This window comes from Streptomyces sp. NPDC026092, assembly GCF_040638605.1.
Taxonomy (GTDB): Bacteria; Actinomycetota; Actinomycetes; order Streptomycetales; family Streptomycetaceae; genus Streptomyces.
The window spans coordinates 78,569-95,872 of record NZ_JBEZYN010000015.1; the positions used below are offsets into that span (position 1 = coordinate 78,569).

General features: G+C 71.4%; 14 protein-coding genes and 1 pseudogene. 10 read left to right on the plus strand and 5 right to left on the minus strand.

The features are described from left to right. The first annotated feature begins 51 nt into the window (after positions 1–51). Both AB0F56_RS23885 and AB0F56_RS23890 read left to right on the plus strand, forming a co-directional pair. Entirely contained in the window at positions 52–1,158 is a 1,107-nt protein-coding gene (locus AB0F56_RS23885) for an MFS transporter (protein WP_362013077.1), read from the plus strand. Between the two features lie 40 nt (positions 1,159–1,198). Continuing rightward, positions 1,199–2,908 (plus strand): class I adenylate-forming enzyme family protein, encoded by a 1,710-nt coding sequence (locus tag AB0F56_RS23890; protein ID WP_362013079.1) that lies wholly within the window; start codon positions 1,199–1,201, stop codon positions 2,906–2,908. On the opposite strand, the gene AB0F56_RS23895 is transcribed toward AB0F56_RS23890, so the two are convergent. Beyond that, a complete protein-coding gene (locus tag AB0F56_RS23895) occupies positions 2,895–4,169 on the minus strand; it encodes a M6 family metalloprotease domain-containing protein (RefSeq protein WP_362013081.1) in 1,275 nt (424 codons plus the stop codon). The two genes, AB0F56_RS23890 and AB0F56_RS23895, sit on opposite strands and share 14 nt — an antisense overlap. 298 nt (positions 4,170–4,467) lie before the next feature. Here AB0F56_RS23895 and AB0F56_RS23900 point away from each other — a divergent pair, with 298 nt between their 5' ends. Next, complete coding sequence (locus AB0F56_RS23900) at positions 4,468–5,142, plus strand: TetR/AcrR family transcriptional regulator (RefSeq protein ID WP_362013082.1); 675 nt, start codon at positions 4,468–4,470, stop codon at positions 5,140–5,142. Between the two features lie 148 nt (positions 5,143–5,290). After that, a complete protein-coding gene (locus AB0F56_RS23905) occupies positions 5,291–6,796 on the plus strand; it encodes an MFS transporter (protein WP_362013084.1) in 1,506 nt (501 codons plus the stop codon). Between the two features lie 129 nt (positions 6,797–6,925). On the opposite strand, the gene AB0F56_RS23910 is transcribed toward AB0F56_RS23905, so the two are convergent. Continuing rightward, on the minus strand, positions 6,926–7,438 hold the full coding sequence (locus tag AB0F56_RS23910) for a MarR family transcriptional regulator (protein ID WP_362013085.1): 513 nt from the start codon (positions 7,436–7,438) through the stop codon (positions 6,926–6,928). Between the two features lie 146 nt (positions 7,439–7,584). Between AB0F56_RS23910 and AB0F56_RS23915 the strand changes: the two genes are divergently transcribed. After that, positions 7,585–8,373, plus strand: a complete 789-nt coding sequence (locus AB0F56_RS23915) for a class III extradiol ring-cleavage dioxygenase (RefSeq protein WP_362013087.1) — start codon at positions 7,585–7,587, stop codon at positions 8,371–8,373. A 153-nt stretch (positions 8,374–8,526) separates the two neighbouring features. Here the strand turns inward: AB0F56_RS23915 and AB0F56_RS23920 are convergent, their stop codons facing one another. Continuing rightward, on the minus strand, positions 8,527–9,102 hold the full coding sequence (locus AB0F56_RS23920; protein ID WP_362013088.1) for a Uma2 family endonuclease: 576 nt from the start codon (positions 9,100–9,102) through the stop codon (positions 8,527–8,529). After that, positions 9,099–9,532, minus strand: a pseudogene (locus AB0F56_RS23925) (hypothetical protein). The gene AB0F56_RS23920 and the pseudogene AB0F56_RS23925 overlap by 4 nt, the downstream one beginning before the upstream one ends. A gap of 147 nt (positions 9,533–9,679) precedes the next feature. On the opposite strand from AB0F56_RS23925, the gene AB0F56_RS23930 reads away from it, so the two are divergent. Continuing rightward, positions 9,680–10,687 (plus strand): sigma-70 family RNA polymerase sigma factor, encoded by a 1,008-nt coding sequence (locus tag AB0F56_RS23930; RefSeq protein ID WP_362013090.1) that lies wholly within the window; start codon positions 9,680–9,682, stop codon positions 10,685–10,687. A gap of 58 nt (positions 10,688–10,745) precedes the next feature. Here the strand turns inward: AB0F56_RS23930 and AB0F56_RS23935 are convergent, their stop codons facing one another. Next, entirely contained in the window at positions 10,746–11,702 is a 957-nt protein-coding gene (locus AB0F56_RS23935) for a transcriptional regulator (RefSeq protein WP_362013091.1), read from the minus strand. A gap of 63 nt (positions 11,703–11,765) precedes the next feature. Here AB0F56_RS23935 and AB0F56_RS23940 point away from each other — a divergent pair, with 63 nt between their 5' ends. From AB0F56_RS23940 to AB0F56_RS23955, 4 genes are all read left to right on the plus strand, one after another. Next, entirely contained in the window at positions 11,766–13,307 is a 1,542-nt protein-coding gene (locus tag AB0F56_RS23940) for an MFS transporter (RefSeq protein WP_362013092.1), read from the plus strand. Positions 13,308–13,522: 215 nt separating this feature from the next. Continuing rightward, positions 13,523–14,284 carry a DeoR/GlpR family DNA-binding transcription regulator gene (locus AB0F56_RS23945; RefSeq protein ID WP_362013094.1) on the plus strand — a complete coding sequence of 254 codons (762 nt, stop codon included), beginning with the start codon at positions 13,523–13,525 and terminating at the stop codon, positions 14,282–14,284. Further along, positions 14,281–15,234: a 1-phosphofructokinase gene (pfkB, locus tag AB0F56_RS23950; protein WP_362013096.1), complete on the plus strand. Its 954-nt coding sequence runs from the start codon at positions 14,281–14,283 to the stop codon at positions 15,232–15,234. The genes AB0F56_RS23945 and pfkB overlap by 4 nt, the downstream gene beginning before the upstream one ends. After that, on the plus strand, positions 15,231–17,234 hold the full coding sequence (locus AB0F56_RS23955; RefSeq protein WP_362013098.1) for a fructose-specific PTS transporter subunit EIIC: 2,004 nt from the start codon (positions 15,231–15,233) through the stop codon (positions 17,232–17,234). The genes pfkB and AB0F56_RS23955 overlap by 4 nt, the downstream gene beginning before the upstream one ends. Positions 17,235–17,304 lie beyond the last annotated feature (70 nt).

Sequence of the window (17,304 nt, forward strand, 5' to 3'; positions counted from 1 at the left end):
CTTTACTTCGGATGCTAGCTTCCCGAAAGCTTCCGTTCCCAACGCCTAGGAGTGGCATGTCCGTTCGAGAGACTCCTCACCGGCAACTTCGACGAAGGGCCCGCCCGGAACAAGGCGCTCGGTGCCTGGGGTGCGCTCAGTGGTGTAGCCGCCGTCGTCGGTGTCACTCTTGGCGGGGTGATCACCGACGGGCCCGGCTGGCGGTGGATCTTCTTCGTCAACGTGCCGATCGGCCTCATCGGCGCCCTCGTCGCCCCGAGGGTGGTCGGTGAGAGTCGCGCCGCCGAGTCCACCCGCGCTCGCGCCCGCTCCTTCGACCTCGCCGGGGCCTTCGTCCTCACCGTCGGGCTCGTCCTGCTGATCTTCACCTTGGGGCAGACCGTCGATGATTCCGACGTCCCTACCGCCCGCATCTACGGTGGCTTCGGCCTGGCGGGGCTCCTGTTGGTCGGTTTTCTCCTCATCGAGCGCCGTACCGCCGCCCCGCTGATCCCGCTCTCGATCTTCCGTCGGCCCTCCCTGCGCGCGGCCAACATCATCGCGGTCCTGCTCCTCGGCACCTGCGTCAGTCTGTTCTTCTTCGCCGGCCTCTTCATGCAGCAGGTCCTCGACTGGTCGGCCGTCACCACCGGCCTCGCGTACGTCCCGCTCGCCCTCACCACCGCCGTCGGCGCCGGCATCGCCTCCCAGGTCGTCACCAAGGTCGCGGCCAAGCCCCTCCTGATGGTCGGTCTGGCCCTCGTCGCCACCGGCATGCTGCTGCTGTGGCGCGCCCCGTCCGACTCCTCGTACGTCCTCGACCTGCTGCCCGCCTTCCTCCTCTGCGGCCTCGGCCTGGGCGCCTCCTTCGTACCGCTCCAGGTCGCCGCCTTCGCCGGTTCCGAGGAGCACGAGTCGGGCCTCGCCGCCGGGCTCATCAACACCTCCCAGGAGGTCGGCGGAGCCCTCGGTCTCGCCGTCGCCGCCACCTTCGCCTTCCGGCGGATCCCCGAGTTGGAGGCCCGGAGCCGCGGCATACCGGAGCTCGTTCGGGAGGCCCGCGTCACCGTCTTCCATGACGCCTTTCTCATCAGTGCCGCCTTCGCCGTCGCCGCGCTCGTCGTCACCGTCGTCCTGCTGCCGCGGCCCGTGTTTGACGCCTCCGGGGCGCGGGCATAGCGTCGGCCGGGACTGAGCAAGTGCTTAGAGAGGGGCCATCGTGGGTGTGGAAGAAGCCGCGGAGGCGGTCGCCGCGCGGCTGGCCGCGCCCGGGGGGCCCTTCGCCGTCGAGGACGGGGTGTACGTCGAGGGGCCCCGCACGCTGCGGGAGTTCGTCGAGGCCACGTGGGCGTACGGGGACCGGCCGTTCCTCGTCTCCGAGGACGGGGTGCTGAGCTACCGCGCCTTCTTCGACGCCGCCTGCGGGCTCGCCCGGCGGCTCGTCGACCAGTACGGGTTGCGCCCCGGCGACCGGGCCGTCGTCGCCATGCGGAACCACCCCGAGTGGCAGATCGCCTTCTGGGCCGCCCAGCTCGCCGGCCTCGTCGCCGTGCCCCTCAACGCCTGGTGGACCGAGAAGGAGTGCGCGTACGCCCTCGACGACTGCACGCCCCGCGTCCTCCTCGTCGACGGGGAGCGCAAGGAGCGAGTACGCGGGTGGGCGCAGCGGAATCGGGTGCCCGGGATCGTCTTCCACGGGGAGGGCGGTGACGGGTTCCAGGCGTACGTGCGCGACACCGACTCCCTCCTCGGGCCGCCGCTCGTCGACGTCCTGCCCGAGCACGACGCCACCCTCATCTACACCTCCGGCACCACCGGCCGCCCCAAGGGCGCCGTCGCCACCCACCTCGCGCAGGCCGGCGCCGCGATGAACCCCCGCTACTTCGCGGCCGCCTCCGCCCTCGGGCGCGGCACCGTCCCCGGGCAGGGGCCCGCGCCCGTCTCGCTCACCACGTTCCCGTTCTTCCACGTGGCCGCCTTCACCTCCTTCTACTCCGTCATGGCCGCCGGCGGGACTCTCGTACTGATGCGGAAGTGGGACGCCGAACAGGCGCTGGAGCTCATCCGGCTCCACCGCGTCACCCACTACGCCGGGGTCCCCACCACCGCCCTCCAACTGCTCGACCTCGCCGAGCGGACCGGCGATCCGCTGGAGAGCCTCACCATGCTCAACACCGGTGGCGCCGCCGCCCCGCCGGAGTTCGTCGCCCGGCTCACCGCCGCCTACGGCGAGCGCATCGAGCCCCGCAACGGCTACGGCCTCACCGAGACCTGCGGCGGGGTCTTCGCCACCTTCGGCGCCGAGTACCGCGCCCATCCGCGCGGCCTCGGCCGGCCCACCCCCGCCACCGAGGTACGCGTCGACCGGCCCGACGCCGACGGGGTGGGGGAGCTGCTGCTGCGCGGCCAGTCCCTCGTCCGCGGCTACTGGGGCGACGAGGCCGCCACCCGCGCCGCCTTCACCGACGACGGCTGGTTCCGCACCGGCGACCTCGCCCGCCTCCACGACGGGCGCCTCACCGTCGTCGACCGGCTCAAGGACATGGTGATCCGGGGCGGCGAGAACGTGTACTGCGTCGAGGTCGAGGCCGTGCTCCACGAGCACCCCGACGTCCTCGACGCCGCCGTCCTCGGCCTGCCCCACCCCACGCTAGGGGAAGAGGTCGCCGCCGTCGTGCGCCTGCGCGAGGGCGCGACCGTCGGCGTCGACGAACTCAGGACGTACGCGGGAACCCGGCTCGCCGCCTTCAAGGTGCCCGCCCAGGTCGTCGTACGCCCCACCGAACTGCCCCGGAACGCCACGGGGAAAGTGCTCAAGCGAGAGCTGCGGGAAGAGCTGTGGGAAGAGTCGAGGGACGACCCAGGGGGCGAGCTGCGGGACGGCCCAAGGGACGCGCTGCGCGACACGCGCGCGCTCAGGCGCGCGTGATCCGTACGCGGTACGTGCCCCCCGCGTCCTCGCCCAGCACCGAGATGCGGATGCCGTTCGTCCGGTCGTGGAACGTCTCTCCCGGCCGGTACGGCGCGTCCGACAGCTCCGCGTGGACGTTCGGGCGGCGCGTGCAGCCGCCGCTCTCCCGGTCGCTGTCCGACACCGTCACCGGGCCGTGGCCGGTGTCGACGTCCGACTCGACCCGGTAGATCAGGACGCCCTCCTCGCAGACCGCCTCGTCGTTGCCCTCCCGGGTGCGGACCTCGACCGCGTAGCCCGACTTCTCCGAGAGGGGGACGAACGCGAGCTTCGGGCCGCCGGCCTTCGCCAACGGGGTCAGCGCGTAGTCGTGCGCCCCGGGCAGCGCCGCGCAGCGGACCTGGATGTTGTCCAGCCAGCCCAGCTTCCACTTGTGCCAGCCGAGCAGGTCGTTGTTGGCCCCCCAGTCCTCGGACATGATGTCCCAGTGCCCGACCGTGCCCCCGCCGTCCACGGTGTAGAGGTCGGGCAGGCCGAAGACATGGCCGTTCTCGTGCGGCAGCACGCGGTAGCCGGTCTCGTCGTACGTCCCCGAGCCGTCGTCCTGGCGGCTGTAGACGAAGGACGTGTTGGAGAGCGGGACGCCGTCCGCGTACGGCGCCTCGTCGTTCCCGGAGAAGGTGACCGACAGGACGGTGTCCAGGGCCGAGGGCCCGGCGTTCGGGGTGACCAGGATGTTGACCAGGTCGTACGCGCTGAAGTCGACCTTCGGGTCGGCGGTCCTCACGATGTCCTCGACGAGGCCGCGGTAGCCCGGTTCGTACGGTGAGCCGCGCTCTATCCCGTACGAGGAGAACGGCCGCGGCATCCGCAGCCAGTCGGGTATCGGGGCCTCCGGGTGGTAGTGCAGGCGCCCGTACGAGCTGGTGCTGAACCACTCGGAGGTCTTCGGGAAGAACTCGTCGTACCGTTCGAGCGCCGTGCCCTCCCCCTCCGCGTCGGGGAAGTCGACCATCAGGTTGAGGGCCCTGACGCGGCCCGTGGAGCGCGCGTACCCGGGGGCCGTGGGCATCCCCTCCGACATCTGCACACCCATCGTCGTCGCGATCCTGCACGGCCCGAGCGCCGTGGCGTCCCCGGGCGCGGCGGCCACCGGGCCCGCCGAGGCCGGGGCGGGGCCCGGAAGCGTGCTGCTGGCCGAGGCGAGGGCGGCGAGCGTGAGGGCCGCCGCGGTCGCGAGGACGACGGGTCTGCGTATGCGCCGGCGGGTCTGCTGCATGCGGTCGCCTCTCGGGTCGGCGTGCGTCTCTGATCGGCGTGCGTCTCTGATCAGCGCTGCTGTTCGATCAGCCTGAGTCGAGAGCTCCGGGGGCGCGCGTCGGGTGGCCCGATCGTGGGTATTCGCGGGGAGGTCTGCGAGTGTGACGCAGGTCACATTCCTGGCGGGAAATAACCGGGGACTCCCTCCCCGTTTACGCCTGTGTTCGAAGAAGTGGGGACCCATTCCCCGGATCGTCATCCAAGGGTCCGAGGATCCCAAGGGGCGACAGCCCCGGAGTTCTGGAAGGAGGCGTGGCATGACCGCCGCCGAAGCCGATACCGCGCCCGCTCGCCGCGTACCCCGCCCGCGGGCGGACGCCCTGCGCAACCGCGAGCGGATCGTCACCGCGGCCCGTGAGATGTTCGTCGAGTTCGGCCCCCAGGTGCCGCTCGACGAGATCGCGCGCCGCGCGGGCGTCGGCAACGCCACCCTCTACCGGAACTTCCCCGAGCGGAACGACCTCGTCCACGAGGTCGTCCTCTCCGTCACCGACCGCACCACGGACCTGGCGCGGGAGGCGGCCCAGGCCGTCGACGCGGGCGAGCTCGACGCCTTCGAGGCGCTGCGCCGCTTCACCCACGCCGCCGCCGACGAACGCATCGGCGCCCTGTGCCCGATCCTCGACGGCACCTTCGACAAGAACCACCCCGAACTGCACGCCGGGCGCGAGCAGCTGGAAGAGGCCGTCCAGGACCTCGTCGACCGGGCGCACGGCGCGGGCAGGCTCCGCACCGACGTCGGCGTCGGGGACCTGATGGTGGCCGTCTCCCAGCTCACCCGCCCGCTCCCGGGTACCGCCTGCCTGAACATGGACCGTTTCGTCCACCGCCATCTGCAGCTGTTCCTGGACGGACTCGAAGCGCCCGCGCGTTCCGTACTGCCCGGCTCGGCCGCCACTCTGGAGGACCTGAGGGGCGCCTGCGACCAGTGACCAGTGACCGATGACCGGTGATCAGTGACCCACGGTCGGTCGTGACCGTGACCGTGACCTGACCCCGTACTCGCGTCCGTAACTCCCCTTACGGACCACCCACTTACATCCCGTTCTTCCTTTTACGCACCACGAGGTGGCTACCCCCATGTCCGAAACAGATCCCCGGCGCTGGAAAGCGCTGGTCTTCATCGCTCTCGCCCAGCTGATGGTCGTGCTCGACGCGACGATCGTGAACATCGCGCTGCCCTCCGCCCAGCAGGACCTGGGTATCTCGGACGGCAACCGGCAGTGGGTCATCACGGCCTACGCCCTCGCCTTCGGCGGTCTGCTGCTCTTCGGCGGCCGCATCGCCGACCTGTGGGGCCGTAAGCGCACCTTCGTCGTCGGCCTGATCGGCTTCGCCGCCGCCTCCGCCCTCGGCGGTGCCGCGACCGGCGAGGCCATGATGCTCGGTGCCCGCGCGCTCCAGGGCGCCTTCGGCGCGCTGCTCGCGCCCGCCGCGCTCTCCCTGCTCGCGGTGATGTTCACCGACGCCAAGGAGCGCGCCAAGGCCTTCGGCATCTACGGTGCGATCGCCGGTGGCGGTGGCGCCGTGGGCCTGATCCTCGGCGGTTTCCTCACCGAGTACCTGGACTGGCGCTGGACCTTCTTCGTCAACATCCCCTTCGCGATCGTCGCCGCCGCGGGCGCGTACTTCGTGATCCGTGAGCCGGCCGGCGGCCGCAACCGCTCGCCGCTCGACATCCCGGGCGTGGTCCTCTCCACCCTCGGTCTGGTCGCGCTCGTCTACGGCTTCACCCGCGCCGAGTCCGAGGGCTGGTCGGACGCCACGACGATCGGCATGTTCGTCGCCTCCGCCGTGCTCCTCGCCGCCTTCGTCCTCACCGAGGCCAAGGTCAAGTCCCCGCTGCTGCCGCTCCGCGTCCTGACCGAGCGCAACCGCGGTGGCGTGTACCTCTCGCTGGGTCTGGCCATCATCGCGATGTTCGGCCTGTTCCTCTTCCTGACGTACTACCTCCAGGTCGTGAAGGGGTACTCGCCGGTCAAGACGGGCTTCGCGTTCCTCCCGATGATCGCGGGCATGATCGTGGGCTCCACCCAGATCGGTACGCGGCTGATGATGCGGGTTCCCCCGCGCTGGCTGATGGGCCCCGGCTTCCTGACCGCGGGCGTCGGCATGCTGCTGCTCACGCAGCTGGAGATCGGCACCTCGTACGCCGGTCTGATCCTGCCCGCGCAGCTGCTGCTCGGCCTCGGCATGGGTACGGCGTTCATGCCGGCCATGTCGCTCGCCACGCACGGCGTCGACCCGCGGGACGCCGGTGTGGCCTCCGCGATGGTCAACACCTCGCAGCAGGTCGGCGGCGCCATCGGTACGGCCCTGCTGAACACGATCGCCGCCTCGGCGACGACCGCGTACATCGCCGACCACGCGGCCGGCGCGACCACGCAGGGCGCCCAGAAGCTGCTCCAGCTCCAGGGCATGGTCGAGGGCTACGCGGCCGCCATCTGGTGGGCCGTCGGCATCCTGGTCGTCGCGGCCACGATCGCCTTCACCTTCATCAACACCGGGAAGCCGGAGACCGGGCCGGTCGCCGGCTCGGGCGACGGCGTCGAGGACGAGGTGAAGATCCCCGTCATCGCGCACTGACCCACCCTGGCGCGGCCGCCGGTACCCACCCCGGCGCCGCGCCCCCGGTACGGCCACCTCGGTACGGCCACCTCGGTACGACCACACCTCGGTACGACCACCTCGGCAAGGCCCCTGCCCTGGTTCCGCTCAGCGGAGCCAGGGCAGGTCCGCGTCCGGGCCCGTCGGCTGGAGCCCCTCCGCCATGACCTTCATGATCTCGCCGAGCTGGGCCACCTGCTCCGGGCTCAGCCGGTCGAACATGGCCTGCCGTACGGCGCCGACATGACCGGGCGCCGTCCGCTTCAGCACCTCGAAGCCCTCGTCCGTGAGGTGCGCGAACTGGCCCCGCTTGTCCGAGGGGCAGTCCTGGCGCACCACCCAGCCGTTCTTCTCCAGGCGGGCTACCGCGTGCGAGAGCCGGGAACGGGTGATCTTGGCGTCCTTGGCCAGCTCGGTCATCCGCAGCCGGCGCCGGGGCGCCTGGGAGAGCTGGACGAGCAGACCGTAGTAGATGTGCGGCATCCCGGCGTCGCGCTGCAGCTGGCGGTCGAGATGGTCCTCGAGGAGGGTGGTGGCGTGGCGGTACGCGCGCCAGACGCACTGTTCCTCGTCGCTGAGCCAGCGGGGCGGGTCTTCGGGTGCGGTGGTCATGGGATCCATCGTACGACTCGTCCTTGAAAGTTGAACTATATGGACTTACGCTGGGGTGTCAGCAAGCTTGAAACTTCAAGGAATCGATTGATCCTGATTCGATCCCTCGATCCCTCGATCCCTCGATCCCAGATCTTCGGGAGGCGGTCGTCATCATGGACGCCACGCTGGAACGGATGCCCGCCCTCTATCTCTCGCACGGCGCCCCGCCGCTCGCCGACGACCCCGTCTGGCCGGGCGAGCTCGCCGCCTGGTCCGCCGGGCTGCCCCGGCCCAAGGCGATCCTGATGGTCTCCGCCCACTGGGAGGAGGCCCCGCTCGCCCTCGGTGCGACCGAGGCCGTGCCGCTCGTCTACGACTTCTGGGGCTTCCCCGAGCACTACTACCGCGTGCGGTACGACGCCCCTGGCGCGCCCGAACTCGCGGCCTCGGTCCGCAAGCTGCTGCACGGGCCCGGTACGCCGGTGCAGGACATCCCCGACCGCGGGCTCGACCACGGCGCGTACGTGCCGCTCGTGGAGATGTTCCCGGACGCCGACCTTCCCGTACTCCAGATCTCGATGCCCACGCTCGACCCGCGGAAGCTGATGGAGATCGGCCGGCGGCTCGCGCCGCTGCGCGACGAGGGCGTCCTGATCGTCGGCAGCGGCTTCTTCACCCACAACCTGGCCGCGCTGCGGCACACGGGGGCGGGGGTGCCCGGCTGGTCGGCGGAGTTCGACGACTGGGGCCGCGACGCCTTGGCGGCGCAGGACGTCGACGCGCTCCTGGACTTCGAGCACAAGTCCCCGGCGGGGCGCCTGGCCCACCCGCGTACGGAGCACTTCGCACCGCTCTTCGTGACCCTGGGGGCGGCGGACGCGACGGGCGACCTGGATGCCGGGCGGAGCGTGATCGACGGCTTCTGGATGGGGCTCGCGAAGCGCTCGGTCCAGTTCGGGTAGAAGGTTTCGGCTAGGGCCTGTCCGGCGGATCAGGGCCGGACAGGCCCTAGACGCTCGCGACCAGAAGACCGGAGGGCTGAGGTCGATCGCCCGGGCGGCGGCGGTCAGGGCCTTCGCGTCACCGACGCCGAGCGCGGTGTCGGGGTCGGTGTCCTAAGGAGTGATCTGCTCGAACCTCGAGGAGTCCAGGACCAGCTCGGTCGCCCCCACGGCGATGGTGATCGGGTCGCCGAAGGCGCCCTTGTGGGACGTGCGGTACTCGGCCGGTCCCGCCGTGGGGGAGTGCGGATCGCTCAGGAGCTCCCAGGTGCCGTTGTAGACGTCGACGACGAGGTAGCTGGGGATGTCGCGCAGGGCGTAGTGCGAGGCCTTGGTGACGTAGTCGCGGGCCTTCGACTCGGCGGAGACGATCTCCACGACGAACGGCAGGTCCGTGTGGTGGTAGTTCGGTTCGCCCGCGTTGTACAGGGAGCTGGGGATCGCGGCGGCGTCGGGCTCCGGGTTGTAGCTCTCGACCGTGGGTACCAGGCGGAACTCGGCGATCGGCTCGAAGCCGGGGAGGCCGTTCTCGATCTGCTCTTCGATCCGCCGCTGGGTCTTCTTGTGGGCGGGAGTGACGGGGACCAACTTGACGCCTTCCTCCGTGAGCCGGAGGCGGACGAGTCGGGTGCCCTCCAGGAACTCCTGGACCTGAGGCTGTACGTACTCCAGCCACGACTGGTCGATCATCGTGCCTCCCTCGCTGGTCTTCGACCTGGGCTCATCGTATCCAGGGTGACCGGCGTCACGGGGTGCCGTCCGAGCCGCTTCTCGTACCACGCGATGTCCCCGCACCGCCCGAACGTCCGGCCGACCTCGCCGTACGTCCTGACGTGCCGGAAGCCGAACCGCGTGCGGAGCCGGACCGAGGGCTCGTTGACGTCGCGTGCGCGGGCTTCGGGCGGAACGCGCTGCTGGTCGCGTACCCGAGAATTCGGCCTTTCGTCCCATTCTGGACATCGCGAGCAACCAGAAGGCGATGCGGGCCGTCTTCAGGGTGGGAGCGGGCGCCGAAGGTGATGCTCGTCTCATCGACGTCGTGGTCGTACGGCTCCGTGAGCGGTGCCAGGTCACCCTCCGGGCCCGGCCTGACCTGCGCCTCTGTGCGTGCGAATGCCATCGATCCCCCTCGGAGGCGGCACAGGGTACTGCATGATCGCGAAAATCGATGCGTCGGGTGGGAATTCTGTCCTGATTCCAGTCGTTGTTTCCGTCGGATGCAGGGCACCCGAAAGGGTGTCGCGACCTACTCAGCAAGGGAGCACGCATGGCAACCCGTGCCGTCGCCCGTCGTCAGTCCTCCGCCACCAGCGGTAGCGGCAAGAGCCGGGCAAGCAGCGTTCGCGTCGTGGGCGGGGAGATCGCCGACCGCGACCTGGTCGGCATGTACCTCGACGAGATCGCGCGCACACCCCTGCTCGACGCCGCCAAGGAGGTCGAGCTCTCCCAGACGATCGAGGCGGGCGTGTACGCCCGGCAGATCCTCGACGGCGAGGTGGAGAGCGAGGCGGCCGGCGCCTCCCGCGAGGAGCTCGAAGCGTTGTACGCGGCGGGCGAGCGTGCCAAGGACCTCTTCATCAAGTCGAACCTGCGGCTGGTCGTCGCGGTCGCGCGGCGCTACCCGCGCAGTGGCCTGCCGCTGCTCGACCTGATCCAGGAAGGGAACGCGGGGCTCGTGCGCGCGGTCGAGAAGTTCGACTACGCCAAGGGCTTCAAGTTCTCGACGTACGCCACGTGGTGGATCCGCCAGGCCATCACGCGGTCCATAGCCGACCAGTCGCGCACGATCCGGCTCCCCGTCCACCTGGTGGAGGAGCTCGGGCGGATCCGGCGTGTGCAGCGCGAGTTCAACCGGGAGAACGGCCGGGAGCCGGAGCCGGCCGAGGTCGCGGCGGAGCTGGGCTCGACCCCCGCTCGTGTCGTGGACGTCCTGGACTGGGCCCGTGACCCGGTCTCGCTGAACATGTCGGTGGACGACGAGGGCGAGACGCAGTTCGGCGACCTCTTGGAGGACACGTCGGCGGTGTCGCCGGAGCAGTCCGTCCTGACGCTGCTGCGCAGCGAGGAGCTGGACGACCTGATCGACAAGCTCGACCACCGCACGGCCTCGATCATCCGCATGCGCTACGGCATCGAGGACGGCCGCGAGCGCACGCTCACGGAGGTCGGCAAGGAACACGGCCTCACCCGCGAGCGCATCCGCCAGATCGAGAAGCACGCGCTCCTGGAACTGAAGAAGATGGCCCGGGACACGGGCTTCGACGCGGTGGCCTGAGAGCGGCCGGCGAACAAGGGCCAGGGCCCGAGCCCTGGCCCTAGGGGCCTGTGCGGGCTCAGCTCGTCGCGGCCGCCAAGCGCGACCCCAGGTCCCTCGTGTACGTCAGCAGGGCCTCCGGGCCGTGGATCGTGAACGGGGCGTCCACCAGGGCCAGGCGGACGGCCAGCCACTCCGTGGAGTCCGTCGTGCGCGTGCGGACGTGGCAGGTCGTCGGGCCCGTCGGGGTCGGGGCCAGGTGGGACGGAAGGCGGGCCGCCACGAAGTCGGCGGGGGCCTCGAAGGTGACGTCCAGGTCCAGCTCCGGCTGGGCCCGGGCCATCGAGCGGTTCATGAGCCCGGCCGCCCCGCCCTCCGGCAGCTCCCTCGGCGCGAACCGCGCCCCCGTCGCGAACGGGTCCGAGACCCGGTCCACCCGGAACGTCCGCCAGTCCGCGCGCTCCAGGTCGTACGCCACGAGGTACCACCGCCGCCCCGTCGACACCAGCCGGTACGGCTCGACCTGCCGCCGCGACTCCGTACCGTCCCCCGCCCGGTAGCCGAACCGCAGCCGCTCCTGTGCCGTCACCGCGCCCGCGAGCGCCGTCAGCGTCGACGGGGCGACCGTCGCCCCGTCCCCCCGCGTCAGCGGGATCGTCGCGTTCTGCAGCGTCGAGACCCGGTGCCGCAGTCGTGACGGCAGCACCTGCTCCAGCTTGGCGAGCGCCCGCACCGACGCCTCCTCCACGCCCTCGATCGCGTGCCCCGCGCCCGCCCGCAGCCCGACCGCGATCGCGACCGCCTCCTCGTCGTCGAGCAGCAGCGGCGGCATGGCCGTACCGGCGACCAGGCGGTACCCGCCCACCGCGCCCTTCGTCGCCTCCACCGGGTAGCCGAGCTCCCGCAGCCGGTCGATGTCCCGGCGGATCGTCCGCGCGGAGACCGAGAGCCGCTCGGCGAGCTCGCTGCCCGGCCATTCACGCGGCGTCTGGAGCAGCGAGAGCAGATTCAGGAGTCGTGCCGGAGTGTCCGTCATGTGTTCCAGCATGCGACGCATCTAGGACATGTACTGACCTATATCCACCCTAGGTTTCTCCTCATGAGTTCACACGACGCCGTCGCCGCCACGGAGGCGGCCCCCGCGGTCTCCGCCGACCGCAGACGCTGGATAGCCCTCGCCATCGTCATGACCGCCGCCTTCATGGACCTGGTCGACGCCACGATCGTCAACATCGCGATCCCCAGCATCGAGCGGGACCTCGGCGCCACCTTCGGCGCCATCCAGTGGATCACCGCCGGTTACGCCCTCGCGTTCGCCGCCGGTCTGATCACCGGCGGCCGCCTCGGCGACATCTACGGCCGCAAGCGGCTGTTCCTCCTCGGCACCGCGGGCTTCACCGTCGCCTCCGCGCTCTGCGGCTTCGCCGCCAACCCGGAGATGCTGGTCGCCTCGCGCCTCCTCCAGGGCGCGGCCGCGGCCATGATGGTGCCGCAGGTCCTGTCGATCATCCACGTCACCTTCCCCGCCCACGAACGCGGCAAGGTCTTCGGCATGTTCGGCGCGATCATCGGCCTCGGCGCCGTCTCCGGACCGCTCCTGGGCGCGCTGCTCACCCAGTGGAACATCGCCGGCCTGGAGTGGCGGCCGATCTTCCTCATCAACCTGCCGGTCGGCATCGCGGGCCTGCTCCTCGGCCGGAAGTTCATCACCGAGTCGAAGGCGCCGAAGGCGCTCCGCCTCGACATCGTCGGCGTGCTCCTCGTGACGCTCGCGCTGCTCATGCTGATCTACCCGCTGACGCGCGGCCGCGAGCTGGACTGGCCGCTCTGGGGCCACCTCTGCATGGCCGGCAGCCTCGTCGTCTTCGCCGCCCTCATCGCGTACGAGAAGTACAAGACGAAGAAGGACGGCTCCCCGCTGGTCGAGCTCTCCCTGTTCAAGGTGAAGAGCTTCGCGGCCGGTATCGCGGTCCAGCTGACCTTCGGCGTCGTGATGGGCATCTTCTTCCTGGTCTGGACGCTGTACATGCAGATCGGTCTCGGCTGGAGCCCGCTCAAGGCGGGCCTGACGGGCGTGCCGTTCTCGATCGCCGTCTCGACGGCGGCCGGACTCTCGGTGCAGAAGCTCGTCCCGCGCTTCGGCCGCAAGGTGCTGCAGACCGGCGCGCTGACGATGGCCGCGGGCATGGTGCTCTACCTGTGGGAGGCCGGCCGGTACGGCACCGACATCACCACCTGGCAGATGATCCCGCCGCTGGTCGTCATGGGTCTGGGCATGGGCCTGATCGTGGCCCCGCTGACGGACGCGGTCCTCTCGGACGTGCCGCGCGAGCACGCGGGCTCGGCCTCGGGCCTCATCAACACGACCGGGCAGATGGGCAACGCCCTCGGACTCGGGCTCGTGTCGGTCGTCTTCTTCGGCGTGATCGACGAGGACCGGCTCAAGGAGGTCCCGACCGAGATAGGCACGGCGTTCGCGGACGCCTTCCAGAACGCGCTCGGCTGGGCGGTGGCGGTGCTCGCCGTGATCTTCCTGGTCATGTTCGCGCTGCCGGCGAAGCCGAAGCAGCACATCGAGGGCGCGGAGGACGAGGACATCGAGGACGCCACGGTCCAGAAGGAGCCCGCGCTCACCTCGTGAGTGCGCGAGTGAGGACGTACGTGAGTACGTGAGGACGTGAGCGAGGCCGAAGGGCCCCGGTCCCCTGGGATGGACGTCCCCGGGGGCCGGGGCCTTTCGTCGTATGTCCGGTTCCGTGTCCGTTTTCGATGCCCGAATCTGTTTACTTCGCGGATACGTGGACGTAGCCTGCAAGAGAAACCACAGGTTCGGGCATGGAACGGATGTAAAACCACATGTACGCACCCGAGCGACAGCAGGCGATCCTCCGGCTCGCCCGGGAGAGCGGACGCGTCGACGTCCTCTCCCTCGCCGAGGAGTTCCAGGTCACCGCCGAGACCGTACGGCGCGACCTGAAGGCCCTCGACCGGGCCGGACTCGTCCGCCGGGTGCACGGGGGCGCGATACCGGCCGGGCGGCTCGACTTCGAGCCCGACCTCGCCGAGCGCGAGGGGACCGCCGCCGACGAGAAGGACCGGATCGTCCGGGCCGCCCTCGCCGAACTCCCCGACGAGGGAAGCGTCGTGCTCGACGCCGGCACCACCGTCGCCCGGCTCGCCGCCGAGTTCCCCCTCGACTGCGGACTGACCGTCGTCACCCACGCCCTGCCCGTCGCCGCCCGGCTCGCCGACCACCCCGGCATCGACCTCCACCTCGTGGGCGGCCGGGTCCGGCACCGTACCCGCGCGGCCGTCGACGCCTGGGCGCTGCGCGCGTACGGCGAGATCCGCGCCGACGTCGCCTTCCTCGGCGCCAACGGCTACTCGCCCGAACTCGGGCTCACCACCCCCGACCTCGCCGAGGCCGCCGTCAAGCGGGCCGTGATCGCCTCCGCCCGCCGGGTCGTGCTGCTCGCCGACTCGGCCAAGCACGGCGAGGAGCACTTCGCCCGCTTCGGCGCCCTCACCGACGTCGACCTGCTCATCACCGACAGCGGGCTCAGCCCCGAGGACGCCGCGGCGATCGAGGCCGCGGGAACGGAAGTCGTACGCACATGATCCTCACCGTCACCCCCAACCCCTCCCTCGACCGGACCTACGAGGTCCCGGCCCTGGAGCGCGGCGAGGTGCTGCGGGCCTCCGCCGAGCGGATGGACCCCGGCGGCAAGGGCGTCAACGTCTCCCGGGCGGTCGCCGCCGCCGGGCGGCGGACCGTGGCCGTCGTCCCGCTCGGCGGGGCGCCTGGCGCACTGGTCGCCCAACTCCTGGCCGAACAGGGCATCGAGGTCGCGCCGGTACCGGTGGCCGGTCACACCCGCTCCAACATCGCGATCGCGGAACCGGACGGCACGCTGACGAAGGTCAACGCGCCGGGACCGGAGCTCACTTCGGACGAGGCCGAGACCCTCCTCGCCGCCGTCGGGGCCTACTCACCGGCCGCCGACTGGATCGCCTGCTGCGGCAGCCTCCCGCGCGGCCTCGCGCCCGAGTGGTACGCCGAACTGGTCACCCGCGCCCACGGCGCGGGCGCCCGGATCGCCCTCGACACCTCGGGCCCCTCCCTCAACGCGGCCCTCGCGGCCCGCCCCGACGTCGTCAAGCCGAACGCCGACGAACTCGCCGAGGCCGTCGGCCGGCCCCTGGCCACCGTCGGCGACGCCGTGAAGGCGGCGGAGGAGCTGCGCCTGCGCGGCGCGGGCGCGGTGCTCGCGAGCCTCGGCGCGGACGGCCAGCTGCTCGTCACCGCCGACGGCACCTGGTTCGGCGCGGCGGCGGTCGACACCGTCCGCTCCGACGTCGGCGCGGGCGACGCATCCCTGGCCGGATTCCTCACGGCAGGCGGCGAAGGCCCCGAAGCCCTCGCGGCCGCGGTCGCGCACGGCGCGGCGGCCGTTCAGCTGCCGGGGAGCGAGATGCCCACCCCGGCCGACCTGAACCCGTCCGCGGTCACCGTGACCGCCGACGTACCCCTCGACCGAGAACTCAGCGAGCAAGGGAGCCCGCGATGAGCCAGATGATCACCGCGGACCTGGTCGATCTCGACCTGTCCGCCGGAACGAAGGAAGCGGCGGCCCGTTCGCTCGCGGAGCGCATGGTCGCGCAGGGCCGGGTGACCGACCTGGACGGCTTCCTGGCGGACGTCGCCGCCCGCGAGGCGCAGATGCCGACCGGCCTCGGCGGCGGCATCGGCATCCCGCACTGCCGCAGCGCCCACGTGGCGGCCCCCACGCTCGCCTTCGGCCGCTCGCCCGCCGGCATCGACTTCGGCGCCCCGGACGGCCCGGCGGACCTGATCTTCCTGATCGCGGCCCCGGCGGGAGCGGACGACGCCCACCTGACGATCCTCTCCGCGCTCGCCCGCCGGCTGATGGACGAGGAGTTCACGGCGGCGCTCAGGTCGGCGGCCTCGCCGACGGAGGCGGCGGCGCTGATCGCGGGGGAGGAGACGGTGGAGGCCTCGGAGGCGGAAGAGGCAGCGGAGGAGGAGGCTCCGAAGGAGCCGACAGTGGCCGCCGACGCCGCTCCCTTCCGGATCGTCGCCGTCACCTCCTGCCCCACCGGCATCGCCCACACCTACATGGCCGCCGAGTCCCTGGAGAAGGCCGCAGAGGCCGCCGGGGTCGAGGTCGTCGTCGAGACGCAGGGCTCCGCCGGCTTCACCCGGCTCGACCCGGCGGTCGTCGCCGCGGCCGACGGCGTGATCTTCGCGCATGACGTGCCGGTACGGGAGAAGGAACGGTTCGCCGGAAAGCCGACCGTCGACGTGGGCGTCAAGGCGGGCATCAACCGGCCCGCCGAGCTGATCGCCGAGGTCCGCGGCAAGGCCGAGCGCGGCGAGGTCACCGCGCCGGACGCCGGGAAGCCGACCCCGGTCGAGAGCGCGGGCGAGCCCGAGGAGGGCTACGGCACCAAGCTCCGCAAGTGGCTCATGTCCGGCGTCAGTTACATGGTTCCGTTCGTCGCCGCCGGCGGTCTCCTCATCGCCCTCGGCTTCGCCATCGGCGGCTACGACATCGACAAGGCCCCGTCCGTCGCCGAGCACTTCGCGTGGGGCCAGGCCGACAGCTGGGCCGCGCTGCTGTTCCAGATCGGCGGGCTCGCGTTCGCCTTCCTCGTCCCGGTCCTCGCGGGGTTCATCGCGTACGGGATGGCCGACCGGCCCGGTCTCGTACCCGGCTTCGTCGGCGGCTCGATCGCGCTCACCATCAACGCGGGCTTCCTCGGTGGTCTGGCCGCCGGTCTGATCGCGGGCGGAACGGTCCTCGCCATCCAGAAGGTCAAGGTGCCCGCCGCTCTGCGGGGCATCATGCCGGTGGTGGTGATCCCGCTGTTGGCGTCGATCGTGGTCGGCTTCCTGATGTTCCTGGTGATCGGCAAGCCGATCGCGAGCCTCCAGAACGCGATGACCGACTGGCTCTCCAGCCTGTCCGGCGCCAACGCGATCATCCTCGGCGTCATCCTCGGCCTGATGATGTGCTTCGACCTCGGCGGCCCGGTCAACAAGGTCGCGTACGCCTTCGCCGTCGGCGGCCTCGCGACCCCGAACGAGGGCTCCCTGAAGGTCATGGCGGCCGTGATGGCCGCGGGCATGGTGCCGCCGCTCGCGATGGCGCTCGCCACGACCGTGCGCGGCAAGCTCTTCACCAAGACCGAGCGGGAGAACGGCAAGGCGGCCTGGGTGCTCGGCGCCTCGTTCATCAGCGAGGGCGCGATCCCGTTCGCCGCGGCCGACCCGCTGCGCGTCATCCCGGCGGCGATGGCGGGCGGCGCGGTCACCGGCGCCCTGTCGATGGCCTTCGAGTGCACCCTGCGGGCCCCGCACGGTGGCATCTTCGTGGTCCCGCTGATCGGCAACCCGCTGCTCTACCTGATCGCGATCGTCGCGGGCACGCTGGTCAGCGCGGCGCTGGTCATCCTCCTCAAGGGCGCGCGGAAGCAGGCGCCGGAGGTGGTGGCGGCCGGGGAACAGCCTGAGGCCGCCGAGCCGAAGGTGACCGTGGCGGCCTGACCGGCCTGACCGGCCTGACCGGCCGGTTCATTTCGGAAAGGCCCCGAGGGGCGGTGCGTCGGGCGAGCGA

Coding starts and splice junctions, on each gene's coding strand:
- AB0F56_RS23895 (WP_362013081.1), bottom strand. CDS start 4,169: ATGCAGCAGACCCGCCGGCGCATACGCAGACCCGTCGTCCTCGCGACC.
- AB0F56_RS23900 (WP_362013082.1), top strand. CDS start 4,468: ATGACCGCCGCCGAAGCCGATACCGCGCCCGCTCGCCGCGTACCCCGC.
- AB0F56_RS23905 (WP_362013084.1), top strand. CDS start 5,291: ATGTCCGAAACAGATCCCCGGCGCTGGAAAGCGCTGGTCTTCATCGCT.
- AB0F56_RS23910 (WP_362013085.1), bottom strand. CDS start 7,438: ATGGATCCCATGACCACCGCACCCGAAGACCCGCCCCGCTGGCTCAGC.
- AB0F56_RS23915 (WP_362013087.1), top strand. CDS start 7,585: ATGGACGCCACGCTGGAACGGATGCCCGCCCTCTATCTCTCGCACGGC.
- AB0F56_RS23920 (WP_362013088.1), bottom strand. CDS start 9,102: ATGATCGACCAGTCGTGGCTGGAGTACGTACAGCCTCAGGTCCAGGAG.
- AB0F56_RS23930 (WP_362013090.1), top strand. CDS start 9,680: ATGGCAACCCGTGCCGTCGCCCGTCGTCAGTCCTCCGCCACCAGCGGT.
- AB0F56_RS23935 (WP_362013091.1), bottom strand. CDS start 11,702: ATGACGGACACTCCGGCACGACTCCTGAATCTGCTCTCGCTGCTCCAG.
- AB0F56_RS23940 (WP_362013092.1), top strand. CDS start 11,766: ATGAGTTCACACGACGCCGTCGCCGCCACGGAGGCGGCCCCCGCGGTC.
- AB0F56_RS23945 (WP_362013094.1), top strand. CDS start 13,523: ATGTACGCACCCGAGCGACAGCAGGCGATCCTCCGGCTCGCCCGGGAG.
- pfkB (WP_362013096.1), top strand. CDS start 14,281: ATGATCCTCACCGTCACCCCCAACCCCTCCCTCGACCGGACCTACGAG.
- AB0F56_RS23955 (WP_362013098.1), top strand. CDS start 15,231: ATGAGCCAGATGATCACCGCGGACCTGGTCGATCTCGACCTGTCCGCC.